Origin of the sequence: Streptomyces sulfonofaciens, assembly GCF_014656295.1 — a bacterium.
GTDB lineage: Bacteria > Actinomycetota > Actinomycetes > Streptomycetales > Streptomycetaceae > Streptomyces > Streptomyces sulfonofaciens.
The window spans coordinates 410,482-436,549 of sequence record NZ_BNCD01000002.1 but is presented as its reverse complement, the minus strand read 5'-3'; the positions used below and the strand labels follow the sequence as shown (position 1 = coordinate 436,549).

General features: G+C 72.7%; 23 protein-coding genes and 1 pseudogene. 21 read left to right on the top strand and 3 right to left on the bottom strand.

Annotation, left to right across the window (positions count from 1 at the left end; translation table 11 throughout):
• The first annotated feature begins 66 nt into the window (after nt 1-66).
• The 6 genes from IE313_RS04855 (at nt 67) to IE313_RS04830 (ending at nt 5,913) form a co-directional block, all read left to right on the top strand.
• The gene (locus IE313_RS04855; protein WP_189929859.1) at nt 67-267 is read left to right on the top strand and encodes a hypothetical protein; all 201 of its coding nucleotides are present in this window, start codon (nt 67-69) and stop codon (nt 265-267) included.
• Nucleotides 264-353: a potassium-transporting ATPase subunit F gene (locus IE313_RS04850; protein ID WP_189929630.1), complete on the top strand. Its 90-nt coding sequence runs from the start codon at nt 264-266 to the stop codon at nt 351-353. Before IE313_RS04855 ends, IE313_RS04850 begins: the two co-directional genes overlap by 4 nt.
• A complete protein-coding gene (kdpA, locus tag IE313_RS04845) occupies nt 353-2,014 on the top strand; it encodes a potassium-transporting ATPase subunit KdpA (RefSeq protein ID WP_189929629.1) in 1,662 nt (553 codons plus the stop codon). Before IE313_RS04850 ends, kdpA begins: the two co-directional genes overlap by 1 nt.
• Entirely contained in the window at nt 2,011-4,086 is a 2,076-nt protein-coding gene (gene kdpB, locus IE313_RS04840; protein WP_189929628.1) for a potassium-transporting ATPase subunit KdpB, read from the top strand. The genes kdpA and kdpB overlap by 4 nt, the downstream gene beginning before the upstream one ends.
• A 9-nt stretch (nt 4,087-4,095) precedes the next feature.
• Entirely contained in the window at nt 4,096-4,698 is a 603-nt protein-coding gene (gene kdpC, locus IE313_RS04835; protein ID WP_189929627.1) for a potassium-transporting ATPase subunit KdpC, read from the top strand.
• Between the two features lie 72 nt (nt 4,699-4,770).
• Entirely contained in the window at nt 4,771-5,913 is a 1,143-nt protein-coding gene (locus tag IE313_RS04830; RefSeq protein WP_189929626.1) for a universal stress protein, read from the top strand.
• Between the two features lie 87 nt (nt 5,914-6,000).
• Here IE313_RS04830 and IE313_RS04825 read toward each other — a convergent pair whose 3' ends face one another.
• Nucleotides 6,001-6,717, bottom strand: coding sequence for an SDR family oxidoreductase (locus IE313_RS04825; protein ID WP_189929625.1), 717 nt, complete (start codon nt 6,715-6,717; stop codon nt 6,001-6,003).
• A 140-nt stretch (nt 6,718-6,857) separates the two neighbouring features.
• On the opposite strand from IE313_RS04825, the gene IE313_RS04820 reads away from it, so the two are divergent.
• Both IE313_RS04820 and IE313_RS04815 read left to right on the top strand, forming a co-directional pair.
• Entirely contained in the window at nt 6,858-7,436 is a 579-nt protein-coding gene (locus IE313_RS04820; RefSeq protein WP_189929624.1) for a TetR/AcrR family transcriptional regulator, read from the top strand.
• 416 nt (nt 7,437-7,852) lie between these two features.
• Entirely contained in the window at nt 7,853-8,614 is a 762-nt protein-coding gene (locus IE313_RS04815) for a GntR family transcriptional regulator (RefSeq protein WP_189929623.1), read from the top strand.
• A 93-nt stretch (nt 8,615-8,707) separates the two neighbouring features.
• Here the strand turns inward: IE313_RS04815 and IE313_RS04810 are convergent, their stop codons facing one another.
• On the bottom strand, nt 8,708-9,652 hold the full coding sequence (locus IE313_RS04810) for a zinc-dependent alcohol dehydrogenase (RefSeq protein ID WP_189929622.1): 945 nt from the start codon (nt 9,650-9,652) through the stop codon (nt 8,708-8,710).
• 325 nt (nt 9,653-9,977) lie between these two features.
• On the opposite strand from IE313_RS04810, the gene IE313_RS04805 reads away from it, so the two are divergent.
• The 12 genes and pseudogenes from IE313_RS04805 (at nt 9,978) to IE313_RS04755 (ending at nt 23,061) form a co-directional block, all read left to right on the top strand.
• On the top strand, nt 9,978-10,280 hold the full coding sequence (locus IE313_RS04805; protein WP_189929621.1) for a hypothetical protein: 303 nt from the start codon (nt 9,978-9,980) through the stop codon (nt 10,278-10,280).
• A 3-nt stretch (nt 10,281-10,283) separates the two neighbouring features.
• Nucleotides 10,284-11,258: an ABC transporter permease gene (locus tag IE313_RS04800; protein WP_189929620.1), complete on the top strand. Its 975-nt coding sequence runs from the start codon at nt 10,284-10,286 to the stop codon at nt 11,256-11,258.
• 3 nt (nt 11,259-11,261) lie between these two features.
• Nucleotides 11,262-12,095: pseudogene (locus tag IE313_RS34975) on the top strand (ABC transporter permease); the annotation flags it as partial.
• Between the two features lie 189 nt (nt 12,096-12,284).
• Nucleotides 12,285-13,310, top strand: a complete 1,026-nt coding sequence (locus tag IE313_RS34970; protein ID WP_229924407.1) for an ABC transporter ATP-binding protein — start codon at nt 12,285-12,287, stop codon at nt 13,308-13,310.
• 11 nt (nt 13,311-13,321) lie between these two features.
• On the top strand, nt 13,322-14,437 hold the full coding sequence (locus IE313_RS04790) for an ABC transporter ATP-binding protein (protein ID WP_229924406.1): 1,116 nt from the start codon (nt 13,322-13,324) through the stop codon (nt 14,435-14,437).
• 67 nt (nt 14,438-14,504) lie between these two features.
• Entirely contained in the window at nt 14,505-16,199 is a 1,695-nt protein-coding gene (locus IE313_RS04785; RefSeq protein WP_229924378.1) for an ABC transporter substrate-binding protein, read from the top strand.
• A gap of 81 nt (nt 16,200-16,280) precedes the next feature.
• Entirely contained in the window at nt 16,281-17,072 is a 792-nt protein-coding gene (locus tag IE313_RS04780; protein ID WP_229924377.1) for a sugar phosphate isomerase/epimerase family protein, read from the top strand.
• Complete coding sequence (locus IE313_RS04775; protein WP_189929618.1) at nt 17,069-18,043, top strand: NAD-dependent epimerase/dehydratase family protein; 975 nt, start codon at nt 17,069-17,071, stop codon at nt 18,041-18,043. Before IE313_RS04780 ends, IE313_RS04775 begins: the two co-directional genes overlap by 4 nt.
• 208 nt (nt 18,044-18,251) lie before the next feature.
• Nucleotides 18,252-19,013: a GntR family transcriptional regulator gene (locus IE313_RS04770; RefSeq protein ID WP_189929617.1), complete on the top strand. Its 762-nt coding sequence runs from the start codon at nt 18,252-18,254 to the stop codon at nt 19,011-19,013.
• Between the two features lie 102 nt (nt 19,014-19,115).
• Nucleotides 19,116-21,074, top strand: a complete 1,959-nt coding sequence (locus tag IE313_RS04765) for a primary-amine oxidase (RefSeq protein ID WP_229924376.1) — start codon at nt 19,116-19,118, stop codon at nt 21,072-21,074.
• A 71-nt stretch (nt 21,075-21,145) separates the two neighbouring features.
• The gene (locus tag IE313_RS04760; RefSeq protein WP_189929616.1) at nt 21,146-22,168 is read left to right on the top strand and encodes an SIS domain-containing protein; all 1,023 of its coding nucleotides are present in this window, start codon (nt 21,146-21,148) and stop codon (nt 22,166-22,168) included.
• The gene (locus IE313_RS04755; RefSeq protein WP_189929615.1) at nt 22,165-23,061 is read left to right on the top strand and encodes an N-acetylglucosamine kinase; all 897 of its coding nucleotides are present in this window, start codon (nt 22,165-22,167) and stop codon (nt 23,059-23,061) included. Before IE313_RS04760 ends, IE313_RS04755 begins: the two co-directional genes overlap by 4 nt.
• Before the next feature lie 382 nt (nt 23,062-23,443).
• Here the strand turns inward: IE313_RS04755 and IE313_RS04750 are convergent, their stop codons facing one another.
• Nucleotides 23,444-25,153, bottom strand: coding sequence for a glycoside hydrolase family 9 protein (locus IE313_RS04750; protein WP_189929614.1), 1,710 nt, complete (start codon nt 25,151-25,153; stop codon nt 23,444-23,446).
• 157 nt (nt 25,154-25,310) lie between these two features.
• On the opposite strand from IE313_RS04750, the gene IE313_RS04745 reads away from it, so the two are divergent.
• A complete protein-coding gene (locus tag IE313_RS04745) occupies nt 25,311-26,045 on the top strand; it encodes a ThuA domain-containing protein (protein ID WP_189929613.1) in 735 nt (244 codons plus the stop codon).
• The last annotated feature ends 23 nt before the right edge of the window (nt 26,046-26,068 follow it).

Below are 26,068 nucleotides of genomic sequence, written 5' to 3'. Positions count from 1 at the left end.
TGACGGCACGGCCGCCGGCGGCAGCGTCTGCGCGGCTTCCCGGCCGCGGCGCGGTATGCGTGAGGGGTGCTGCGCGGTGCCCGCCGCGCCACCCCCGGGTGCCGGGCGCAGCACCCGCCCGCGCAGCACCCGCGGCCCGCGCGCAGGCACCCCGCCCGACCGCATTCCCGAAGGAGGCAGCCGATGGCCGACCTGGCCTACATCGCCCTGACCATCGCCTTCTTCGCCCTGATGGTGCTGGTGCTGAAGGGGACGGAGCGCCGGTGAGCGCCTCGAACGCGGTGGGGCTGGGCTGTGCCGTGGTCCTGGTGGTCTACCTCGTGCTCGCCCTGGTGTTCCCGGAGCGCTTCTGATGGGCGAGGCGGGGGCGGGACTGCTCGCCATCGGCCTGCTGGTCCTGGCGCTCGCGGTGGTCCACCTGCCGCTCGGCGCATACATGGCCCGGGTCTACGGCGGTGGCCGGCACCTGGCCGTGGAACGCCTGGTGTACCGGGTGACCAGGGTCGATCCGGACGCCGACCAGCGCTGGACGGGGTACGCGCTGTCGCTGCTGGGGTTCTCCGCCGTGTCCGTGCTGTTCCTGTACGGCTTCCTGCGGCTGCAGGGCGACCTGCCGCTCTCCCTGGGCTCTTCCGGCATGCCCGCCGACGGGGCGTTCAACACCGCGGTGTCGTTCGTGACCAACACCAACTGGCAGTGGTACGCGGGCGAGTCAACGCTCGGACATCTGGTGCAGATGGCGGGCCTTGCCGTGCAGAACTTCCTATCGGCCGCGGTCGGGCTGGCGGTGGCGGTGGCGCTGGTGCGCGGGTTCGCCAGGTCGGACACCGACCGGCTCGGCAACTTCTGGGTCGACCTGGTCCGCGGCACGGTGCGCATCCTGCTCCCCCTCGCGTTCCTGGCGGCGATCGTGCTGGTGGCGGCGGGTGCGGTGCAGAACTTCATGTCCCCCGAGCAGGTGCGCACCCTCGCCGGGGGGACGCAGTCCCTCGTCGGCGGGCCGGTCGCCTCCCAGGAGGCGATCAAGGAACTCGGCACCAACGGCGGCGGGTTCTTCAACGCCAACTCGGCACACCCCTTCGAGAACCCCAACCCGTTCACCAATCTCTTCGAGGTGTTCCTGCTGCTGCTCATCCCGAGCGCCCTGCCCCGCACCTTCGGACGCCTGATCGGCAGCACCCGCCAGGGCTGGGCGCTCCTCGCGGCCATGGCGGTCCTCTGGGCGGGCTCCCTCGTGGCGGTCACCGCCGCCGAGGCGGCGCACCAGGGCACCGTTCCGCAGGCGGTGGGCGCGTCCCTGGAAGGCAAGGAGCAGCAGTTCGGGGTCTGGAACTCCGCCCTGTTCGCCACCGCGACGACGATGACGTCGACCGGGGCCGTCGACTCCTCCCACGACAGCTACACCGCACTCGGCGGCGGTGTGCTGCTGCTGAACATGCTGCTGGGCGAGGTGGCTCCGGGCGGCACCGGCTCGGGTCTGTACGGGATGCTGGTGGCGGCCGTGCTGACGGTGTTCCTGGCCGGGCTGATGGTGGGGCGGACACCGGAGTACCTGGGCAAGAAGATCCGGCAGCGCGAGACCACCTTCGTCGCGCTGTACGTGCTCGCCATGCCCTTCGCGGTGCTGGTCGGCACCGGTCTCGCGGTCGCGTTCCCGGGACCGCGCGCGACCGTGCTCAACCCGCGGCCGCACGGCCTCTCGGAGGTGCTGTACGCCTACGCCTCCACGGGCAACAACAACGGCAGCGCCTTCGCCGGCCTCGGCACGGACACCGTCTTCTACAACACCACGCTCGGCCTCGCGATGCTCGTCGGCCGCTTCCTGCCGATCGTGTTCGTACTGGCGCTGGCCGGTGCGCTGGCGCGGCAGCGGCCGGTGCCCGTCGGCGAGGGCACCCTGCCCACCCACGGACCGCTGTTCGTCGGGATGCTGGTCGGCGTGGTGCTCGTCGTGGCCGCCCTGGCCTTCTTCCCCGGGCTCGCCCTCGGGCCGGTCGCGGAGGGGCTCGCATGACCGCCGCCGCGCCACCGCCCGCGCAGGGCCCCCGGCGGGTGGCGGCGGGCGCGTTCCGCCCGCACCAGTTGGTGCGGGCGTTGCCGGAGGCGGTGCTCAAGCTCGACGTGCGCCACATGGTGCACACGCCCGTGATGTTCGTGGTGTGGGCCGGCTCGGTGCTGGCCACCGTCTTCGCCGGGACGACGGACACCAGCGCGTTCGGCATCGCGACCGCGGTGTGGCTGTGGGCCACGGTGGTGTTCGCCAACCTCGCCGAGGCGGTCGCCGAGGGCCGCGGGCGGGCGCAGGCCGCGGCGCTGCGGCAGGCCAAGCAGGAGACGATGGCCCGGCTGCTGCGCGAGGACGGCAGCGAGGAGCAGGTGCCGGGCACCCGGCTGCGGGTGGGCGACGTGGTGGTGGTCGAGGCGGGCCAGGTGGTCCCCGGCGACGGCGAGGTGGTCGAGGGCATCGCCAGCGTGGACGAGTCCGCCATCACCGGTGAGTCGGCGCCCGTCATCCGCGAGTCCGGTGGCGACCGGTCCGCCGCCACCGGCGGTACCAAGGTGCTCTCCGACCGGATCGTGGTCCGGATCACCGTCCGGCCGGGTGAGAACTTCATCGACCGGATGATCGCGCTGGTGGAGGGAGCGATCCGGCAGAAGACACCCAACGAGATCGCGCTGAACATCCTGCTGGCCGCGCTGACCGTCGTCTTCCTCCTCGCGATCGTCGCCCTCCAGCCGCTCGCGGCCTTCTCGGGGCACCAGCAGCCGATCATCGTGCTGGTGGCGCTGCTGGTGTGCCTGATCCCGACGACCATCGGCGCGCTGCTGTCGGCGATCGGCATCGCGGGTATGGACCGCCTGATCCAGCGCAACGTGGTGGCGATGTCCGGGCGGGCGGTGGAGGCCGCGGGTGATGTCGACACCCTGCTGCTCGACAAGACCGGCACCATCACGCTGGGCAACAGGGAGGCCACCGAGTTCGTGCCGGCCGAGGGCGTCGGGGCCACCGAGCTGGCCGACGCCTCCCAACTGGCGAGCCTCGCCGACGAGACGCCCGAAGGGCGGTCCATCGTGGTGCTGGCCAAGGAGCGGTACGGCCTGCGGGCTCGCGAGGAGGGCATGATCCGCGGCGCGGACTTCGTGCCGTTCTCCGCGCACACCCGGATGTCCGGGGTCGACCTGGACGAGCGCATGATCCGCAAGGGCGCCGCGGCCGCGGTCCTGAAGTGGGTGCGCGACCACGGCGGGCAGCCCAGCGCGGAGGTCAGGTCGGTGGTGGACGCGATCGGCGCCAGCGGCGGCACCCCCCTGGTGGTCGCCGAGCGCCCGCCCGGCGGGCCGGCCCGGGTGCTGGGCGTCGTCCACCTCAAGGACATCGTCAAGACCGGCATGCGGGAGCGCTTCGCCGAGCTGCGCCGGATGGGCATCAGAACCGTCATGATCACGGGTGACAACCCGCTCACCGCCAGGGCGATCGCGGACGAGGCCGGCGTGGACGACTTCCTCGCCGAGGCTACGCCCGAGGACAAGCTGGACCTGATCAGAAGGGAGCAGGGCGGCGGACGGCTGGTCGCGATGACCGGTGACGGCACCAACGACGCACCCGCCCTCGCCAAGGCGGACGTCGGCGTCGCGATGAACGCCGGCACCACCGCGGCCAAGGAGGCCGGCAACATGGTCGACCTCGACTCCAACCCCACCAAGCTCATCGAGATCGTCGAGATCGGCAAACAGCTCCTCATCACCCGCGGCGCCCTGACCACCTTCTCCATCGCCAACGACGTCGCCAAGTACTTCGCCATCATCCCGGCGATGTTCGCCGGGACCTATCCGCAGCTCGACGACCTCAACGTGATGCGTCTGGGCAGCCCGGAGTCCGCGATCCTGTCCGCGGTCGTCTTCAACGCCCTGATCATCGTCGTGCTGATCCCGCTCGCCCTGCGCGGTGTCCGCTACCGCCCGACCAGCGCGGCCCGGATGCTCCGCCGCAACCTCGCCGTCTACGGCCTGGGCGGCATCGTCGCGCCGTTCGCCGGCATCAAGGTCATCGACCTCGTCGTCTCCCAACTGCCCGGGCTGGGGTGACGGCCGGCCATGGGGCTGCAGGTCCTCCGACAGGCCGCGGCGGGACTGCGGGTCCTGGTCGTGCTCTCCCTGCTCACCGGTGCGCTCTACCCGGTCGCGGTCTGGGGGATCGCGCAGCTCGCCTTCGAGCACGGGGCGGACGGCTCCAGGGTCGGCGACCGGGGCCGTACCGTGGGGTCCTCGCTGATCGGCCAGGACTTCTCCGGGCCCCGGTGGTTCCACTCCCGGCCCTCCGCCGCCGGCCCGCGCGGCTACGACCCGCTGGCCTCGGGCGCGTCCGACCTGGGGCCGGAGAACGGCACACTGCTGCGCCAGGTGCGGCAGCGGCGGGCGGCGGCCGCCGCCGAGGACGGCGTCGCACCCGGGCGCGTGCCGCCCGACGCCCTGACCGCGTCCGGCAGCGGCCTCGATCCCCATGTCTCACCCGGTTACGCCCGCCGGCAGTCCGCCCGGGTGGCCCGCGCCCGCGGGCTGCCCGAGCGGCGCGTCGCGGCCCTGGTGGGCGACCATGTACGGGGAAGGCTGCTCGGTTTCCTCGGCGCACCCCGGGTCAACGTCCTGGAACTGAACCTTGCTCTGGAGCGGCTCGGCCGGCGCGGGCCCGGGCCGTGACCGGACCAGGGGTGCACGGCCCCGGGGCGGCCGTGCCCGGGGGCGACCGGGCGCAGCCCGGAAGGAGTGAGCGTGGCGCGCGGCAGGCTGCTGGTGTACCTCGGTGCGGCCCCCGGGGTCGGCAAGACGTACGACATGCTCGGCGACGGCCGGCGGCGCGCCGCGCGCGGCACCGACGTGGTCATCGGATTCGTGGAGGACTACGGGCGGCCGCTGACCCGGCAGATGGCCGAGGGCCTGGAGACGGTGCCCCGTACCACCCTGTCCTACCGGGGCTCCACGTTCACCGAGATGGACCTCGACGCGGTCCTCGCCCGCCACCCCCGCGTGGTCCTGGTGGACGAGCTCGCCCACACCAACGTCCCCGGCTGCCGGCACCGCAAGCGCTGGCAGGACGTCGAGGAGCTGCTGCGGGCCGGCATCGACGTCCTGACCACCGTCAACATCCAGCACCTCGAATCGCTGGGCGACGTGGTCGAGCAGATCACCGGTGTCCGGCAGCGGGAGACCGTCCCCGACGACGTGGTCCGCCGCGCCGACCAGATCGAGCTGGTCGACATGTCCGCCGAGGCACTGCGCCGCCGGATGGCGCACGGCAACGTCTATCCGCCCGAGAAGGTCGAGGCCGCGCTCGGCAACTACTTCCGCACCGGCAACCTCACCGCCCTGCGGGAGATCGCCATGCTCTGGGTGGCCGACCGGGTGGAGGAGGCCCTGCTGCGGTACCGCAGGGACCACGGCATCCAGCACCCGTGGGGCACCCGCGAACGTGTGCTGGTGGCGCTGTCCGGCGGACCCGAGGGCGGCACGCTGATCCGGCGCGCCAAACGGACCGCCTCCCGCGGCGCGGGCGGTGAGTTCCTCGCCGTGCACGTCCGGCGCGGCGACGGACTCGCCACCGTCTCGCCCCGGCTCCTCGACGACCAGCGGGCCCTGGTGGACGACCTCGGAGGCAGCTACCACACCGTCGAGGGCGACGACCCGGCCCGGGCCATCCTGGACTTCGCCCGCCGGGTCAACGCGACCCAGATCGTCATCGGCGCGACCCGGCGCAGCCGTCTGAAGGAAGTGTTCACCAGGGGCGTCGGCGAGTCCGTCATCGAGGGGTCGGGCGAGGACATCGACGTGTACGTCGTCACCCACTCCGAGGCCGCGCACGGCCGGCTCCTGCACCGGCGCGCACGGCCCGCCCGGCGCGCCGGCGAGGGGTCCTGAGCCGGGCCGGGCCGGGAGCGCCCGGCGGGTGCCGGCCGCCTGGGCATGGCTGCCCGGTGCCGGCGGCTGCGGCCGGGCGCGGCGGCATCAGCCCGCGGCCGGCCGCGCCAACTGCGGGTACAGGGCGGCGACGCCGCCGCTCAGCCCGGCCCGCACCTGCCTGCTGAGGTCGTCGGCGAGCACTTCGTGGAGGCCGGACTCGACGCCGTCGAGGGCGAGCCTGGCCACCTTCGCCGGGTCGGACTTCGGCGCGTCCGCGTTCGCCGCCATGTCGGTGTCCATGTACCCGACGTGCAGCGCCGTCACCTGGGTGCCCTGGCCGGCGAGGGCCAGCCGGGCGGAGTTGGTGATCGACCAGGCGGCCGACTTGGCGGCGCTGTAGCCGGCGGACGGGGGCAGGGTGACCCAGGAGAGCACGGACAGGACGTTCAGGACCGCCCCGCCGCCGGCCCGGGCCAGCGCGGGGGCGAACGCCCGGGTCATGGCGAGGGTGCCGAGTACATGGGTGTCGAACTCGGTGCGGAAGTCGTCCAGGGGACCGTCCAGCACACCGGCCCCGGTTGACGAGCCGGCGTTGTTGACCAGCAGGGCGACGTCCCCCGCCTGCTCGGCCGCGGCGCGCACGGAGTCGGCGTCCGTGACGTCCAGGGCCAGCGGGACCGCGCCGGGCACGGTGACCTTCCGGGGGTCGCGGGAGCCCGCGTACACCTTGGCGGCACCGGCGTCGAGGAGTGCCCGGACGAACTGTTCGCCAAGGCCTCGGTTGCCGCCGGTGACCAGCGCCACGGAACCGTTGATCTGCATGACACGCCCTTCGTGGGTCGGGAGCACAAAAGCCGGTTCACCGCGGCGCACACCGCGGCGAACCCGGGAAACCGATCGGTTTCACAGCACCGTAAACCGATCGGTTTCCCCCTGCCAAGCCGGGCCGGTAGCCTTGTGCCATGACCTCCGCCTCAGCCACCAGGCCGTCCCCCCGCGAGCGGCTGCTCGACGCGGCGGGCCGGCTCTTCTACCAGGAGGGCGTGGGTATCGGCGTCGAGGCGCTGTGCAAGGCCGCCGGAGTGTCCAAGCGGTCGATGTACCAGCTCTTCGCGACCAAGGACGAGCTGCTCGCGGCCGCGCTCGAACGGCAGGGCCCCGGACTCCGGGCCGTGCTGCGGCCGCCGGACACCTCCGCGACGCCCCGTGCGCGGGTGCTGTACGTGTTCGAGCGACTGGAGGAGCACGCGAGCGCGCCCGACTTCCTCGGCTGCCCCTACCTGGCCGTACAGGTCGAGCTGAAGCGCACCGACCACCCGGCGAGCCTCGTCGCCTCGGACCGCAAGCAGGCGCTGTGCGACTTCTTCCGCGGTGAGGCCGAGCGGGGCGGCGCGGCCGACCCCGCGCTGCTGGCCCGTCAACTGATGCTGGTCTACGACGGGGCGAGTGCCCGGGCCGGCATCAAGGCGGACGCGCTGACGGACCGGCTCGCCGTGACCACCGCGGCCACCCTCATGGACGCGGCGGGCATCCCCGCGTAGCGCACGGCTGCGGCTGCCCCGCCGGTCGGCGCCGGGCCGGATCGGCGCCCGGCCGAGTGCGGGGCGCCCTCGCACGGCACACCGCGCGCAACGGCCGAAGGCCCAGCCCGCACCGGCACCGGCGCACGGCGGCCCCCGAGCCGGCCGGACCGGCCCTGCGCAGGCGGTCGGCCGGAGCCGCCGAACGGGCCTGCGCCACCCGCCGGGCGCGGTGCGGTCTCCTGGTCAGACCGCTGCCGGGAAAGCTATCCTGAGCCCCGATGCCGACCACCGCCGCCCCCGGGCGTCGGGGCCCCTGCCGACCGAGGAGAAGGGCCCGCGCAGAGGACGGCACGCGTGGCCGCCCGGGCCGGGGACGGACGGCGAGCGGCCGGAGCGTGCGAGGGCGCGCAGACGATGATGGGGTTCTCTGACGTATGAACGACTCTCGCGAGGTCGCGGGTGCGATCCTGCCGGGTTATTCCGAACCCCTGTGGATCCAGGCGGTCAATCTGATCCACGGTGAGATCGAGAAGGGGAACCTCAAACCCGGGGCGCGCCTCGCTCCGGAGCGTGAGCTGTGCGGCCAACTCGGCATCAGCCGCGTCACCTTGCGCAAGGCGCTCGGCCACCTGGTGGAGCGGGGCGAGCTCAGCGCGTCGCACGGCCGCGGCTGGTACGTCGCCAGGGCCGTGCCGAAGAAGGAGTGGCCCAACAGCCTGGAGTCGTTCAGCGAGACGGCGGCGCGGATGGGCCTGAAACCGCACTCGCAGGTACTGCACGCCGGGACCGATCCGGCCACCTTCGACGAGGCGGAGCGGCTCTCGATCGCCCCGGGGACGCCGTTGTTCCGCCTGGAGCGGGTCCGGCTGCTCGACGACGTCCCCATCGCGCTGGACCTGAGCCGCATCCCGCTGTCCCTCGCGCCCGGCCTCGAAGAGGTGGACTTCCGCACCCGTTCGTTCTACTCGACGCTCTTCGAGGCGGGCGTGGAGCCCGCGCGGGCCGACAGCACCATCGAGGCCACCAAGGCCGACGAACGGGCCGCCGAGCACCTCCGCACGGCACCCGGCGACCCGCTGCTCGTCATGCACCAGCTCGCCCTGGGCGCCGGACAGGAACCCCTGTTCCTGTCGACGATCCGCTACGCGGGCGACCGCTACCGGCTGCGCACGTCCTTCACGCGCACCTACGAGTGATCCGCGGCCGGCGGACACCGGGCCGACACGGGACACCGGGCCTGCACGGGACACCGACGGGGCGCCGGCCGACCGGGTCCCGTCCCGGGCGGCTCACGGCACCACCACGCCCTTGACGAAGTCGGCGCCCGCGCGGTGCATCGCGGCGAAGGCGTCGTCGACCTGGTCGAGGCCGAACCGGTGCGTGACCAGCGGGGCGTAGCTGAAGCGGCGCTGTGCGACGAGGTCGAGCACCTCCCGCATCGCCACCATCAGCCGGGTGCGGTCGGGGCAGAAGCCGTTGACGACGGTGACGGCCTTGTACCAGAGGTCCATGTCCATCACGGCGTCCCCGGTGTGGTGGTAGCCGACCACGCACAGCCTGCCGAACGGCCTGACGAGACTGCCCGCCGTCGTCAGACCCGCGGTCACCCCGGTCGCCTCCAGCACCGCGTCCAACCGGGCCTCGGTGCGCCTGCCGGTCGCGCTGCGGAACTCCTCGGGCAGCTCGTCCGGGGCGAAGACGAGATCGGCGCCGAGCCTGAGCGCCCGCGCACGGCGGGCCGGGTCCGGGTCGACGCCGACCAGCAGTCCCGGCGCGTGCCGCCTGACGAGCTGCACCAGTCCGAGCCCCATGAAGCCAAGCCCGACCACCCCCACCCGGTCCCCGGCCGCCACCCCCGTACGGGACAGGGCCTCTTCGAGGTCGGCGACCGGTTCACCGATCGCATGGGCGGGCTCGATGCCGGCCGGCACGGGCAGGATCGCCTGGGCGTCCATGACGGCCAGCGTCGCGAACCCCTCGCCGCCGAGTCCGGTCACCAGGTCACCGGGCCGCCAGCGTTCGGCGTCCCGGCCCGCGGCGACGACCCGGCCGACCATCTCGTGGCCGAGCCGCACCGGAGGCCGGCCCGGATCGTGACCGAGCCAGGGGCCGAGGTCGGAGGTGCACACCCCGCTCGCGACCACCTCCACCAGGACCTGGTCGTCGCGCGGCTGCGGATCGTCCACCTCGACGACCTCCGAGGTGCGCGGTGCGACGACTTGACTGATCTTCATGTGGTCTCCTGTGCGGACGCGGGGCCGGCCGCGCGGGCCGGCCGTCGGTGACCGGCCGCGCGGGCCCGCGCGGCCCGCGGATCCACGGCCTCTCCACCATGTGGTCCTATGTGGTACATGGTGGAGTGCTGAGCTGTCCACCTCTCCCGCCCCCTTCCGGCCCGCCCCACAGGACGCCATCCGCGTGCGTAACGCCCAGGCGCCCCGCACATTGCCCGACCGTTGCCGTCAAGCATCTAGACAGGACAGCTATTCGTCTTTAACTTGATCGCAAGTGGTATCTGTTTGGCACAGCCTTGGATGAGCCCGGTAAGGAGAAGCGGATATGAGTCCACTCTCGGCGGCGATCAGCGGCACGGGCTCACCGGGAGGCGGGCGCAGCCACGGCCGGCGCACCGCGGCCAGGGGTCCACGGGTCGCGAAGGTGAACGGGTCGGAGAGCGGGCATCCAGCGGCGGACGCCGAGGACGAACGCGTCTGCCAGGACTATCACGAGCTCCCGATGGGGAACCAGACCGACTTCGTGAGCATCTGCGCACGCCGTGTGTTCCGGATCCGGGACCCACGGAGGAACGCGGCGCGACCGCCGGTGCAGCGGGCCGCCGGGTACCGCGCGGAAGGGAACTGACCGATGCGTACCGTGCTCACGAAGCTCGGCTTCTACGTGGTGACCGCCTGGGCGGCCATCAGCCTCAACTTCGTCATTCCGCGCATCATGCCCGGCGACCCGGCCGACAACCTGATCAACCAGTTCCACGGGAAGCTGAGCCCCTCCGCGATCCGGGCGCTGCGGGTGCTGTTCGGGCAGAAGGACACCGGCCTGTGGCACCAGTACCTGAGCTACTGGCACAGCGTGTTCACGGGCGACTTCGGCACCTCGTACGCGTACTACCCGTCGAAGGTGAGCGACGTGCTCGGCCAGAGCATGTACTGGACGCTCGTCCTCATCACCGCCTGCACGGTCCTCAGCTTCGTCATCGGCACCGGCCTCGGCATGCTCGCCGGCTGGAAGCGCGGCACCTGGCTGGACTCCCTGGTGCCCGTCACCACGTTCCTGTCCTCGATCCCGTACTTCTGGTTCGCCATCATCGTGGTGCTGGTCTTCGCGATCACCCTGAAGTGGTTCCCGCTGTCCGGCGGCTACGCGGTGACCGAGACCATCGGGTTCAGCGGCGGGTTCGTCTCCAGCGCGCTCTACTACGCGGTGCTGCCGGCGCTGACCATCGTCGTCGCCTCCGTGGGCGGCTGGCTGATCGGCATGCGCAACATGATGGTCACCACGCTGAGCGAGGACTACGTCCGGCTGGCCGAGGCCAAGGGGCTCTCCAGGCGGCGGGTGATGTACCACTACGCAGCCCGCAACGCGATGCTGCCGTCCCTGTCCGGGTTCGCGATGTCGCTCGGCTTCGTCGTGGGCGGCTCCATCGTCACCGAGGTCGTCTTCAACTACCCCGGCATCGGCACGGTGCTCTTCAAGGCCGCCCAGTCGGCCGACTACCCGCTGATGTCGGCCATCTTCCTACTGATCACCGTCCTGGTGCTGGTCGCCAACCTGCTCGCGGACGTCGCCTACGTGTTCCTCGACCCGAGGACGAGGGAGAGCTGACCCATGGCCGTACAAGCAGCCGCCGTCGCCGAGGCGGACGCGGCACCGGAGGCCTCGGTGAGCCCCTCCAGGCTCTGGCTCCGCCTGCTGCGCTCGCCCCTCACCTGCACCGGCCTGGTCATCACGGTGGTCTTCCTCGTGCTGGGGGTGATCGGGCCCTGGATCGCCCCCTACGACCCTTCGTCCGTCAGCCACGCCGTGACCGAGGGCCCCTCCGGCGCGCACCTGCTGGGCACCACCCAGAACGGGCAGGACCTGTTCTCCCAGATGCTCTACGGCGCACGCGCCTCCGTGCTGGTGGGCTTCGGCTCCGCGGTGGTCACGACGGTGCTCTCGGTCCTCGTCGGCGTCACGGCGGGCTACCTCGGCGGCCTGGGCGACGAACTGCTCTCCCTGCTGGCGAACGTGTTCCTGGTGCTGCCGAGCCTGCCGCTGACGATCATCCTCGCCGCGTACCTGCCGCACAGCGGCTCGCTCGGCATCATCCTCGTCATCTCCGTCACCGGCTGGGCGTGGGGCGCCCGGGTGCTGCGGGCCCAGACTCTGTCGCTGCGCAAGCGGGACTTCGTGGAGGCGGCGCGGGCCACCGGGGAGCGGACCTCCCGGATCATCCTCAAGGACATCCTGCCGAACCAGGTCGCGGTCATCGCCGCCTCGTTCCTCGGCACCGTCACCGCCGCGATCCTCACCCAGGCGAGCCTCGCGTTCCTCGGCCTCACCGACGTGACCCAGTGGTCCTGGGGCACCATCCTCTACTGGGCACAGGTCAACAGCGCGCTGCTCACCGGCGCCTGGTGGTGGTTCGTCCCGGCCGGTCTCGCCATCGCCCTGCTCGGCACCGCGCTGTCCCTGGTGAACTTCGGCATCGACGAGTTCATCAACCCCCGGCTGCGGCAGGCCGGCATCGGCACCAAAAAGGCCCAGCGGGCCCAAGTCGCGGGCCACCGCACCCGAAGGCCCCGGCGCACCGCACGCACCGGGCCGCGACCCCCGGCCGCGCCCTTCACCCCGGACAGCACCGACGTCGTGCTCGACGTCCGCGATCTGCGGGTGGAGTACGCGGGCGAGGGCGGCCGGGTCCGGGCGGTCGACGACGTCTCGTTCACCCTGCGGCGCGGCGAGGTGCTCGGCATCGCGGGCGAGTCCGGCTCCGGCAAGTCCACGCTCGCGTACGCCATCACCCGGCTGCACAAGCCCCCCGCGGAGGTCTCGAACGGCGAGGTCCGCTACACCGCGGCCGACGGCACCACCGTGGACGTGCTGTCGATGGGGGACGACGAACTGCGCGGGTTCCGCTGGGAGGAGCTGTCGATCGTCTTCCAGTCGGCCATGCACGCCCTCAACCCCATCATGCGGATCGGCGCGCAGATCGAGGACGTCCTCACCGCCCACCGCCCGCACATGAGCGCCCAGGAGCGGGCGGCCCGGATCGTGGAGCTGCTCGGCATCGTGGGGATCCCCGCGGACCGGGCGGACTCCTATCCGCACGAGCTGTCCGGCGGTATGCGGCAGCGGGCCATGATCGCCGTCGGGCTGGCCCTCGATCCCGAGATCATTGTCATGGACGAGCCGACCACCGCCCTCGACGTGGTGATCCAGCGGCAGATCATCGCGAAGATCATGGAGCTCAAGGACACGCTGGGCTTCTCGGTCGTCTTCATCACCCACGACCTGTCGCTGCTGATCGAGCTCTCCGACACGATCGCGGTGATGTACGGCGGCAGGATCGTCGAGATGGCGGCGGCAGCGGACTTCTACCACCGGCCCCGGCATCCCTACAGCCGCGGTCTGCTCGCGTCGTTCCCGACCCTGGGCGGTCCCAGGCGGGAGCTCACCGGCATCGTCGGCTCGCCTCCCGACCTGCGCCGCATGCCGTCCGGGTGCGCCTTCAGCCCGCGCTGCCCGGTCGCGTTCGAGGACTGCTCGGCGCGGGAGCCCGCGCTGTACCGGATCGAGGGGGGCGGCGGGGCGGCACGGGCGGCCTGCCTGCTGTACGCGGACGCCGGCGGCGGCGGGACGGAGCACGAACTGGCGAGGGGTGGGACGCAGTGAGCGACGACGAGATCACCGGCGGCGGCCGGCGGGGCACCGGCGGGCGGCCGGCCGACGAGCCGGTCCTCGAGGCCGTGGGGGTCACCAAGCGGTTCCCCGTACGGAGCGTGGTGCCTCGGCGCGGCGGGGGCCGGCGGATGGTGCACGCCGTGGAGAACGTGTCCCTGAGCCTGTACCCGGGGCGGATCACCGCCCTCGTCGGCGAGTCCGGGTCGGGCAAGTCGACACTGGCCCGGCTGCTCGCGCAGCTCCATCCGCTGACCGGTGGCGAGATCAGGCTGCACGGCAGGCCGGTGCGGCCGGCCCGCGGACGGGCCTTTCGCGCCTACACCCGCGAGGTGCAGCTAATCCTGCAGGACCCCTTCGCCTCGTTCAACCCGGTGGCCACCGTCGCGAGCACGCTCAGAAGGGCGGTCGCCCTGCACCACCCCGGCACGAGCCGCGGGGAGCAGGACGCCGTCATCGACGATCTGCTCCGGCAGATCAACCTGGTGCCCGCGCGGCAGTTCACCGAGAAGTACCCGCACGAACTGTCCGGCGGGCAGTTGCAGCGCATCTCGATCGCCCGCGCGCTGACGGCGAGCCCCGCGGTGTTCCTCGCCGACGAGCCGGTCTCCAGCCTGGACGTCTCGATACGCCTCGGCATCCTGAACCTGCTGCGCCGCCTCACCGAGGAGCGCAACGCCGCGATGCTCTACGTCACCCACGACATCGCCTCCGCACGCTACTTCGCGGCCGACACGGCGGTGATGTACGCAGGAGAGGTCGTGGAGTCGGGGCCCTCGGAGGCGGTGACGCAGCGGGCCGCGCACCCGTACACCCAGTTGCTGATCTCCTCCGCGCCGGACCCCTCGCGCGCGGGCGCGCCGCGGGTGCGTGACATCGGGCAGCCGCCGAGCCTCATCGACCCGCCCGCGGGCTGCCGGTTCCATCCGCGCTGCCCCTTCGCGATGGACCGCTGCACACGCGAGGCGCCGCCCGCGTTCGACCTGCCCGGCGGCCATGCGGCCCGCTGCTGGCTGTACGCGGACACGCCCGAGGCCCGGACCCGGCGGGCGCAGAACGCCGACGCCGTCGCCGGGCTCACCACGGGCAGTGCCACGCCCGCGGAACCCGCCGGTCAGTGATCCGGCCCCGTCCGGCCCCACAAGCGCCGCCCCCCGCCGTCCCCTGCACACAAGGAGCAGATGCACCGTGACCACCACTCAGCCGCCGGCCCGCGGGGCCCGCGCGGCATCCGCGAAGCCGACCAGACGCAGCGTTCTCGCCGGCGCGCTGGCGACCGCCGGCGGCGTCGCCCTGGCCGCCTGTTCACCGTCGGCGGGGGCCGGCTCCGGCGGCGGGACCACCCTGGTCGTCGCCGGCCAGTCCGACAACCTGACCCAGGTCTTCAACCCGTTCCTCGCCCACTCGGCGAACGGCCTCACCTACGCCAGCCAGGGGCAGGGCGGGTTCATCTACGAGCCGCTGGTGCAGATCAACACCGTGGACATCGGCAAGGACATCCCCTGGCTCGCCGAGAAGTGGGCCTGGGCCGAGAACAACAGGAAGCTGACGTTCACGCTGCAGTCCGGTGTGAAGTGGACGGACGGCAAGCCGTTCTCCGCGGACGACGTGGTGTTCACCTTCGAGATGCTCAAGAAGCACCCGGGGCTGAACCTCCTCGGCGTCGCGTTCGACACGATCGAGGCGACCGGCCCCACCGAGGTCGTCATGACCTTCGCGGCCCCCTCCGAGCAGTTCTTCACCAACATCGTCTCGGCGCCGATCGTCTCCCGGCACATCTGGTCGAAGGCCGGGGACCCGACGACGTACACCGACAAGAACCCGGTCGGCACCGGCCCGTTCAAGCTGGGCTCGTTCTCCGCACAGAGCTTCGTGCTGGAGCGCAACGAGCACTACTGGCAGCAGAAGGCCCAGGTCGAAAGCATCCGCTTCGTGGCCTACAAGGACAACCAGAGCATGACCAACGCGCTGGTCCAGGGCCAGGCGGACTGGGGCGGGACCTACATAGCCGACGCGGACAAGACGTACCTGTCACGCAGCAAGGACAACCACTACTGGGCGCCGCTCGCCGGCACGGACGGCCTCATCCCCAACCTGGAGCGCTGGCCGCTCAGCGACCTCGCGGTGCGCAGGGCCATCAGCCTCGGTGTCGACCGGAAGCAGGTCGGCGGGGCGACCGGCGCACCGCCCGCCACCAACGTCACCGGCCTGCCGATGCCGGCGTACCAGGACGAGGTCTCCGCGCAGTACCGGGGTGTCGACTTCGTGCAGGACAAGGCGAAGGCGGAGAAGACGCTGACCGACGCCGGCTACACCAAGGGCGGCGACGGCTACTACCACAAGGGCGGCAAGCGGGTCGAGTTCTCGATCAGCTTCCCGTCCGCCTACACGGACATCGCCTCGCGCGTCCAGGTGCTGGTCTCCCAGCTCAAGGACATCGGGATCAAGCTCACCATCGACACCACGACGGTCAACGACATCAACGACGTGACCGCCAAGGGCGACTTCGACTCCACGATGGGCTATCCGGTGGGCTCCGCGCCGCGCGCCTTCTCCTTCTACAACGACACGATCAACCCCAACCTCTACTACCCCCTGGGCAAGGCGACACCGACCTCCCAGAACATCGAGCGGTTCCGCAACACCGAGGCGGCGCAACTGTTCAAGCAGTATCCGAAGGCCTCCAGCGACAAGGAGCGCCGGCAGATCCTCGACAAGATACAGACAGTCTTCGTCGAGAACCTGCCGTGGATACCGATGTTCTACTGGGGCAGCTACGGCAACTGGAGCACCGCCAAGGTCAGCGGCTTCCCCACGCCGGGCAATCCCTACTTCAGCCCGGTGCCCAATCCGGTCGTCGCCCTTCGTCTGAAGCCCGTATGAGCCGGCCGAAGGGCCGCACTCCCGACGCGGGCGCCGGCCGGACCACCGGCCGGCGCCGGGCCGCGAACGCAAGGAGGAACGATGCCGGCTGACCTCGGCGTCATGATGTACACGGTCCTGGAACAGGCGCGCGCGGACCTGGAGGGCACCCTCGACCGGCTGGCCGGCCTGGGCTACGCGGGCGTCGAGACCTACGGCCTCGTGGAGCACTTCGGGCCTGCCCGGGTGCGGCGCGCGATCGACGCCGCGGGCCTGGTCCTCACCAGTGCCCACGCCCCCTTCCCCGCGGGCCCGGGCGCCGAGGCCGTGCTCGACCGGAACGCGGAGCTCGGCGCCGAGGTCCTGGTGTGGAGCATGGAGCGCGAGGAGTTCGACTCGCCCCAGGCGGTGCGGCGCGGCGCCGAGCGGGTGAACGAGGCGGCGGAGCGTGCCGCCGCACGCGGCATGCGGATCGCCTACCACAACCACTACGCGGAGTTCTCCCAGGTCTTCGACGGCCGCCGGGCCTACGACCTGCTGCTGGACGAGTTGGACGAGCGCGTCCTGGTCGAACTGGACGCGTACTGGGCCCTGATGGGCGGCGCGGACCCGGCCGAGGTGATCGCCCGCCTCGGCGAGCGGGTGCGCCTCGTGCACGTCAAGGACGGTCCTGCGGTCAGCTACGAGGAGGACGTCATGGTGCCGATCGGGGAGGGCCGGATCGACTGGGCGCGTGCCCTGGCGGTGCCGTCGGGCATCCGCTGGCACATCGTCGAGCTGGAGCGGCTGGACATCGACACGTTCGAGGCGCTGCGCCGCAGCCACGACCACCTGGTCGGCCGGGGCCTGTCACGCGGTGGCAGGCGCGGGGCCGCCCCGAAGGAGCGAGCATGAAGGTACTTTTCCTGGGCGGCGCGGGCATGATCGGTTCGGCCGCCGCCGCCGAGGCGGCCCGCCGCGGCACCGAGGTCACCGTCGTCACCAGGAGCGAGCCGCGCAGGCCGCTCGCGCCCGGTGTGCGGCGGCTCGCGGCGGACGTCCGCGACCCGGCGGCGCTGCGGGACGCGCTCGGCGGCGAGGAGTTCGACTCCGTCGTCAACTGGGTGGGGTTCACGCCCGACGACGTACGCGCGCACCCCGGGCTGTTCGACGGGTCCGCGGGGCAGTACGTCTTCATCAGCACCTGCTCCGTCTTCGGCCGCCCGGTCCCGAGCCTGCCCGTCACGGAGTCCAGCCCGCGCCGCCAGCCGGTGTTCGGCTACGCACGGGACAAGATCGCCTGCGAGGTGCTGCTTGAGGAGTCCCACCGCTCCCAGGGCTTCCCGCTGACGATCGTGCGGCCCTTCCACACCTACGACCGCACGGTGATACCGAGCCTCGCGGGCTGGACCGCGATCGAGCGGATGCGCACCGGCAGGCCGGTGGTCGTCCACGGCGACGGCACCTCCCTGTGGTCGCTGATGCACTCCCGCGACTTCGCACGCGCCTTCGTGCCGCTGCTCGGCAACGGGCACGCGGTGGGCGAGAGCGTCAACGTCGTCAGCGGCGACATCCTGACCTGGGACCAGATCCATCTGGCGCTGGCCGCCGCGGCGGGAGTGCGCCACCCGGTCCTGCGGCACCGCTCGAGCGAGTCGATAGCCGAGCGGGTGCCCGGCTGGGGGGAGGTGCTGGAGCACGACTTCCGGCACTCGATGCTCTTCGACACCACCAAGCTGAGGACGCTCGTGCCCGGTTTCGCCCCGGAGGTGACGTTCGCCGAGGGCGCCCGCGAGGTGCTCGCCCACTACGACGCGCACCCCGGGCTCCAGGTGGCGGACGCCGCGCTCCACCGGGCGATGGACCTGCTGGTGGGCGAGGCGTGACGGCCCCCGACCTCCTGGCTCTGGAGAGGTGACGCCATGTGTACCTTTATAAGACCAAAGCAAAACCACTTGCTATCATGAAAGCCGATCGGGCCCGCAGCGGCGGCCGACGGCGGCACGAGAGGAAAGAAGAGAACGTGATCGGCGTCGGTCCCATCGGTTCCGGGTTCCTCGGCGGCTCCCGCGCGCGTGCCCCCCGGGTGGGCGGATGACCACCGGAGCGAGCACTCCCCGGGCCCTGCCCGCGGAGTACCCGGAGCCACTGTGGGCGCAGGCCAGGGCGGCCCTGCGGACCCGTATCGAGAGCGGCGAGGTGAAGCCCGGCTCACGGCTGCCGCCCGAGCGCGAGCTGTGCCGGATGCTGGCCATCTCCCGGGTGACGCTGCGCAAGGCGCTGACGGCACTGGTGGAGGAGGGCGCGCTGCGTCCGGCGCACGGCCGCGGCTGGTACGTGACCACGCCCGAGCGCGGTGACTGGCCCAACACCCTGGAGTCGTTCTCCGAGACGGCGCGGCGGATGGGCCTGGCGGCCACCTCGCGCGTGCTCCGCAGCGAGCTGGGCCCCTCCACCCTCGACGAGGCCGAGGCGTTCCAGATCGCCCCCGGCACCCCCGTCTACCGTCTCGACCGGGTCCGCATGCTGGACGACGTCCCCATCGCCGTGGACGAGTCCCTGCTGCCCGCCGGCGTCGCCGAGGGATTCGACGACGCCGACTTCACCACGGGTTCGCTGTACGACATCCTCACCGGGCTCGGCCACCGGCTCGCCCAGGCGGACACCACGATCGAGGCCCGCCCCGCCGACGCCGGGCTCGCCGGGCACCTCGACATCGCCTCGGGCACACCGGTCCTGGAGATGCGCCAGATCGTCCGCGACCCGGCGCAGCGCCCGCTGCTGTCCTCCACCATCCGCTACGCGGGAGACCGCTACCGGCTGCGCACCTCCTTCGCCCGGGGCACCGGCGCATGACAGCCGCCCCGGTGCCCGTCCGCGCGGTACCCGCCCCTGACCCCCGGTGCCCGCCCACCCCGCCGTGCGGCGCCCCCACCCCGAACCAGATGCGGAGCCCCAGTGACCACACCCGCACACGCCGGCCCCACCCTGGCCGGCGCGCTCGCCTCGCCGCGCCCTGACGAGATCACCGCGACCAGTGCCGTCCTCAAGCGGGAGGGGCTGCTCGGCCCCGGCGTCCACGTCTCCTACCTCGGCCTTGCGGAACAGGACAAGCGCGAACTGCTCGCGGGCGGCATCGCGCCGCGCCGCTTCCGCGCACTGCTCCTCGACATGGAGTCGGGGCTCTCCCGGGACGTGGTGATCTGCCCCGGTGAGGACCGGGTCGTCTCCGAGCACCTGATCGACACCGCGGACGAGGGGCACGTCCCGATCGTGGCCGCCGAGTTCGCACTCGTCGAGGAGGTCGTCCACCAGGACGAGCGGTGGCTCGCCGCGATGCGCAGGCGCGGTCTGACCGACCTCACGCAACTGCGCGTCAACCCGCTCTCGGCCGGCGCCCCCGCCCCGGGCGAGGAGGGCCGCCGCATCCAGCGGTGCTTCACCTTCGTCCAGAAGAGCCCGGACGACCTCGGCTGGGCCCACCCGGTGGACGGCGTGACGGTCGTCGTCGACGTGGTGGCCCGTGAGGTCCTTGACGTGGTCGACCACGTGGACCTCCCGGTGCCCGCCGAGGACGGCAACTTCCACGACCCCGCGTGGCTGGGCAGGCCGCCGCGCACCGGTCTCAGGCCCATCGAGGTCAGCCAGCCGCAGGGGCCGAGCTTCACCGTCGACGAGGACGGCGTACTGCGCTGGCTCGGCTGGACCCTCCAGGTCTGCTTCGACCAGCGCGAGGGCCTGGTGCTGCGCAACATCACCATCGACGACGCGGACCGCCGGCGCCCGGTGCTGTACCGGGCCTCGCTCGCCGAGATGGTGGTGCCGTACGGCGATCCCAGCCGGCAGCGCTGGTTCCAGAACTTCTTCGACTGCGGCGAGTACCTCCTCGGGGGCTACGCCAACTCCCTGGAACTGGGCTGCGACTGCGTGGGCGAGATCACCTACCTGGACGCCGTGCTCGCGGACGCCGCGGGGGACGTGCACACCGTCGCGCAGGCGATCTGCATCCACGAGGAGGACGCCGGGATCCTCTGGAAGCACTCCGACATCTGGAACGGCTCGACCGACTCCCGCAGGAACCGGCGGCTGGTCGTCTCGTTCTTCGCGACCGTCGGCAACTACGACTACGGCTTCTACTGGTACTTCTCCCTGGACGGCGCGATCGAGCTGGAGGTCAAGGCGACCGGCGTCGTCTTCACCTCGGCCTACCCGGGCCCTGAGCACCCGTACGCCTCCGAACTCGCCCCGGGGCTCGGCGCGCCCTACCACCAGCACCTGTTCAGCGCCCGCCTGGACACCATGGTGGACGGCACCGCCAACTCGGTGGCCGAGGTGGAGGCCGCGCTGGTGCCCCGGGGCCCGCGGAACCCGACCGGCAGCGGGTTCACCCGGACACTGACCCGGTTGCGCACCGAGTCCGAGGCGGCGCGGCTCGCGGACAACACCCGCAACCGCTCCTGGTTGATCACCAACCCGTCGGTGGCCAACCGCCTCGGCAACCCGGTCGGCTACATGCTGCACCCCGAGGGCGGGCCGGTGCTGCTGGCCGACGAGGACGCCGACATCAGCCGGCGGGCCGCCTTCGCCACCCGGCACCTGTGGGTGACGCCCTACGCCGTCGACGAGAAGTACCCGGCCGGCGACCTGGTCAACATGCATCCCGGCGGCGCGGGCCTGCCCGCGTGGACCGCCGCCGACCGCAGCGTCGACGACACCGACATAGTGCTCTGGCACACCTTCGGCCTGACCCACTTCCCACGCCCGGAGGACTGGCCCGTGATGCCGGTGGACACGACCGGGTTCGTGCTGAAGCCGTACGGGTTCTTCGACCGCAACCCCGCACTGGACCTGCCCGCCCCCGCGGGCCACCACTGCCACCCCGCCCCGGGCACCGGCCGCGAAGGGGACGGGGCATGACGACGGACGGGGTGTCCGCGCCGCGCGGCGTCCACCAGGCCCACCCGGGCGCCCGAAGGAACGGAGCAGAAATGACCGACGGCTACATCACCTACTCCTCGGCCCGTGCGACGCAGGCGACGGCCCTCGCCGCGGCGATCACCCGGCTGACCGGAGAGGTGACCCGCCTCGCCGACGAGGGCCGGCTGGCCGGGCCGGGGCCGGTGTTCGTCGGCATCGGTGCCAGCCTGGCCGCGGTCTGCGCGCCGGTGTGGGAGCTGCGCAGCCGGGGCGTGCACTCCTGGCGGCTCGGCGCCGGTGACCATCCGCTGCCCTTCCCGCGGAGCAGCCACCCCGTGTTCGGCGTCTCGCAGAGCGGGCGCAGCGCGGAGACACTGGCCGTTCTGAAGTCGGTCGACGCCCCGCAGCGGTACGCCGTCGTCAATGCCGCCCCCTCGCCCATCGCCGACACCGCCACGGTCGTCCTCGGCCTCGGCGGAATACCCGACAGCTACGCCTCGACCATCGGCTACACCGCCACGGTCGCCGCGGCCGGGATGCTCGCCGACGCCTGGGAGGGCGGCGCGGTGCACCCGGGCTGGGCGGACCTCGGGGAGGTGTTCGCTTCCACCGAGCGGGACCTGACCGACCGGGTGCGGGCGCTCGCCCCGCTGTTCACCGCCGCCGCCTCCGCCGACTTCGTGGGCACCGGGCCCGCGGTCGGTTCGGCCGAGGAGAGCGCACTGCTCTTCAGGGAGGTCGCGCGGATCCCGTCGACGGGCATGAGCACCCGTCAATACCTGCACGGTTCCATGGAGTCGGCGGGGGGCGGTGTCCACGTCCTCTTCGGCGGGGCGCGGGAGGCGGCGATCGCCGAGACCCTGGCCCGTTCGGGGCACCCGGCCGTCCTCGTCACCAGCGAGCCGGGGGACGGGGCACCCCTGGTCCACCGGGTGCCGGTGCCCGCCCTGCCGGCCGCCCAGCGTGCCGTGACCGAGATCCTCGTCACCCAGATCCTGGTGGAGGCCGTCGCCGAGCTCCGCGGTGTCGACGTCGAGGAGTTCGTGTTCCACAACACCGACATCAAGGTGGCGTCCGAGGGGCCGCGGCCATGAGGGTGGTGGTGGGCGCGGACGTGGGCGGCACCAAGATCGACATCCGAGTGGAGGCGCTGGACGGCACCGTACGCGCGATGGTCCGACGTCCCGCCGGAGACTGGGAGGCCGTCCCCGTCGAGGCCGCGGCACGCCGGCTGGTGGGGGACCTGAGGGCCGCGGTGCCCGCCGGCGACGAGATCGCCGCGGTCGGGATCGGCGCGCAGGGCTGCGACACCCAGGAGCACTGCGCGCACCTCGCCGAGGCCGTCGAGGCGGTCGGCGCGGTGCCCGCGGCGGTCGTCAACGACGCCGCCCTGCTGGTCCCCGCGGCCGGGCTCGACCACGGCATCGGCCTGATCGCGGGCACCGGCTCCATCGGCGTCGGGACGGACGCCGCCGGGAACGTGCTGTTCGCGGGCGGCTGGGGCTGGGTGCTCGGCGACGAGGGCAGCGCTCCCGCGATCGTCAGGGACGCGACCCGGGCGGCGCTGGCCGCGCACGACACGGGGCTGGCCGACGACGGGCTGCTTGCCGCGCTGCTCGGGCACTTCGGCGCCGCCGATCCGCCCGCGCTGGCCCGGCTCGTCAACGACCGCCCCGACCCCGGCCTGTGGGGTCCCGGGGCCCCTGCCGTCTTCCGTGCGGCGGACGCCGGCTCCGCGCTCGCCGCTCAGGTGGTGGACGAGGCGGCGGAGCACCTGCGGACGCTGGTGGCCCGGCTGACCGGGCGCGGCGCGGTTGGCGGGGCGGTCGTGGCCGCGGGCAGTGTGCTGGTGCGTCAGCCGCGGCTCGCACGACGGCTCGGGGCCCTGCTCGCCCTCTCGCACCCCGGGCTGACGCTCCGCCTGCTGGATGTGCCTCCCGTCATCGGCGGCGTCGCCCTCGCACGCCGCAGGCTGGCCGGCGCCTGAGCCTTCCGGGAACCGGTCCGCGGCGGCCAGCGCACGGCGGACGGCGGACGGCGGGCCGTTGCGGTGCCCCGAGGGCGATGCGGCCGGCGCTCCGGGCCGGCGCTCCCTCCTCGTGCCGGTACGCGGCGGGGTCCGCGGTGCCCGGTTGCGGCAGCGGTCAGCGGATTCGGCCGTTGGGCAGCCGCCGCTCCCCCGCGGCCGCTCCCGGCTTGCCACCGCCACCACCGCCACCGCCACCGAGGACGGGGCGGGGACCACGGCAGGGACGACGAGGACCTCGCCGGGGGCGCCACGGCGCCGGCCGCGGCGTTCCTGCCCACTTCTCGCCTCTCGCCCCTCGCCCCTCGCCCCTCGCCCCTCGCCCCTCGCCCCTGCCGTACCGCTAGCGTGCCGCGGAGGCCGCGAGCAGGAACCACGCCGAGTGCGGGATCCACTGCTCGGCCCACCGCCAGGTGACACCCTTGGCGACCTCGTCGGCCGGCATGAAGGCGATGTCGTGCTCGTCCTCGACACCGCCGGTGATGCCGTTGAGGATGCCGCCGGGAACGTTCTGGTACACGGCCGAGTACACCGCCTGGTTGCGGCCGCGGCCCTGCATCATCGAGCTGTCGTAGGGATTGAGGCCGACCACCCACTGCAACTGGTCCTCGGCCAGCACCCGCAGGCGTGCCCGCAGCTCCTCGCCGCACTCGGGCAGGGCCGCCACGCGCAGGGCCGCGTAGGCGGTGGAGCAGATACCGGCGTTCTCACCCTGCCACCAGTAGCCGGTCTCGTTCTCGTGCGGGAAGAAGAAGCTTGTGCGCGGCTCGCCGCCGAGCGGCTGGACGAACTGGCGGGCGCAGCCGAAGGGGTTGGCGACCTCGTCGGCCAGGAACACCGCGTCCCTGGCCAGGGTGATCGCCGTGGCCCTGGCCCGGGCCGCGAGCGGCGAGTGCGGGCACGCCTCGGCGAAGCGCAGCAGGGCCACGGCCGGCAGGCCGGGCTCGGCCGCGTGGAAGAACGGGCGGCCCTCGGCGTCGCCGCGCAGATAGCCGAAGCCGCGCCCCGAGTCGGTGTACCGCTCGGCGAGCGAGGCGGCACGGCGCTCGGCGGCGGCGAGGTACGGCGCACGGTCGCCCTGCCCGGTGGCGGCCGCCAGCTCCGTCGCCGCGAGCAGCGCGCAGTAGTCGTCGAGGACGGTCTCGGTGCCGTCGTAGAGGTACTCCGTGTTGTGCTCCTCCAGGTGCGCGAAGCCTCGCCGGGCGGCGGCCAGGTACTCCTCGGAGGTGAAGTCGCCGTGGTCCTCGGCGGTGGCGGCGCGGGCGAGCGCGGCGATCGCGAGGCCCCCGCCCATCCGGTAGGCGGCCTGCCAGCGCTTCGTACGCACGCTGTCCTGGAGCGGGGCGTTGATCACGCGCTCGTCGAGGTCCTTGGTGAGCGCATCGAAGATCGCCGTGTAGAAGTAGCCCTCCGGGGACTGGAAGCGCACCAGGAAGTCGGCGCCGTGCAGTCCCTCGTCGCGCAGCCGGGCGCCGAGGGCGCTCGCCTGCTCGGGGTGGGCGGTGCGCAGCTCGTCGCGGGCGGCGAAGAACGCCCAGGCGCACAGCGGAGTCTGCTGCGGGCTCATCATGCGGGTGTAGTTGAGGTGGCTCAGGAACTTGCTGAAGTCGCCCGAGGCGTCGAGCCAGCCGCCGCTGGCGTCCACGGTACGGCCCGAGTCGTCGTCGTAGAAGCGGGCCGCGCGGTCCTTTCGGTCGATCTCGCCGCTGGAGCGCACCGCCTTGAAGTAGTTGACGATGTCGGACAGGGTCGCGGCCTGCAGGCGGCCGGCGCCGATCTCGAAGGGCTCGGAGGAGTGGGTGCCGTCGGCGGTGCGCACCTCGACGCGGTAGCGGCCGGGGGTGTCGACGCCGCTGAAGTCGATGCGCCGGAAGGTGCCGAGCGACCACCTGTCCACGGTCTGCTCGGGGCCCGCCGCCAGGGCGGTCGCGGCGCCCGTGGCCGTCTCCACGAGAGCGGCGGACAGGACGTCGGTGGGCTCGCTGCACAGCACCACCGCCTTCTTCGACGCGTCGGTGTTGTATCCGAGATGGCTGGTCAGGACGGTCGGCACGGCGTTCTCCCGAGGTAGCGCGGATGCCTTCGGACGCTACTCGGTGTCTCTTGCTGGTACAAGTGGTATCGCAAGAGGTCTTTACTGGTATCACCTGGTATTACCTCTGCCTGATATCGTCCTGGGCATCAGGCGCCGGAAGTACCGGAGGTAGACGTTGAAGCTGCGAGCAGTGCCGTCCGCGCTGGTCCTGGTGGACGGCACGGACCTGCACCACGACCTGATCGGCGCCGCCCTGGCGCTCCAGGAGATCGTCGTCGAGGCGGGCGTTCCCGCGGCGCGAGGCGGGGGGATCAACCGGTTCGCCGACCCGATGCCGGCCACCGCGGAGGCCGACGTCTACGTGCTCTACCTGTCGGGGCCCCGGTTCGCCGAGGCGGAGCAGCGTGCACTGTCGGCCCTGGTGGCGGGGGGCAAGGGGGTGGTCGCGGTGCACGCGAGCAATCTCTTCGGCCTCGGCCCCGGCGGCGTCGAAGCGGACCGGGCAGCCGTCGACCTGGTGGGCTCCCGCTACCTCTCGCACGGCGACGCGGGCTCCGAGGGCCGCTTCGAGGTGCGGGTGCACCCCGGCCACCCGGCGACCCGGCACCTGGACGACTTCGCCATCGACGACGAGTACTACCTCATCGACTGCGGGCCCGGCCTCGACGTCCTCGCCGAACGCGACACGCCGGACGGTCCGCAGCCCGTCGCCTACGCCCGCGCGCACGGCGCCGGCCGGGTCTGCTACACGGCCCTCGGCCATGACGCCCGGGCCTGGGGCAACCCTTGGTTCCGCCAGTTGCTGCGGCAGTCGGTGCTGTGGGCGGCGGGGGTCGCCGAGGAGGACATCGCGTCCTTCTCCACCCGCTGGCCGCTGGGCAACGGCCGCACCATCGGCGGCCCCGCGTAGGCCGCCGCCGTCGAGCACCGCGG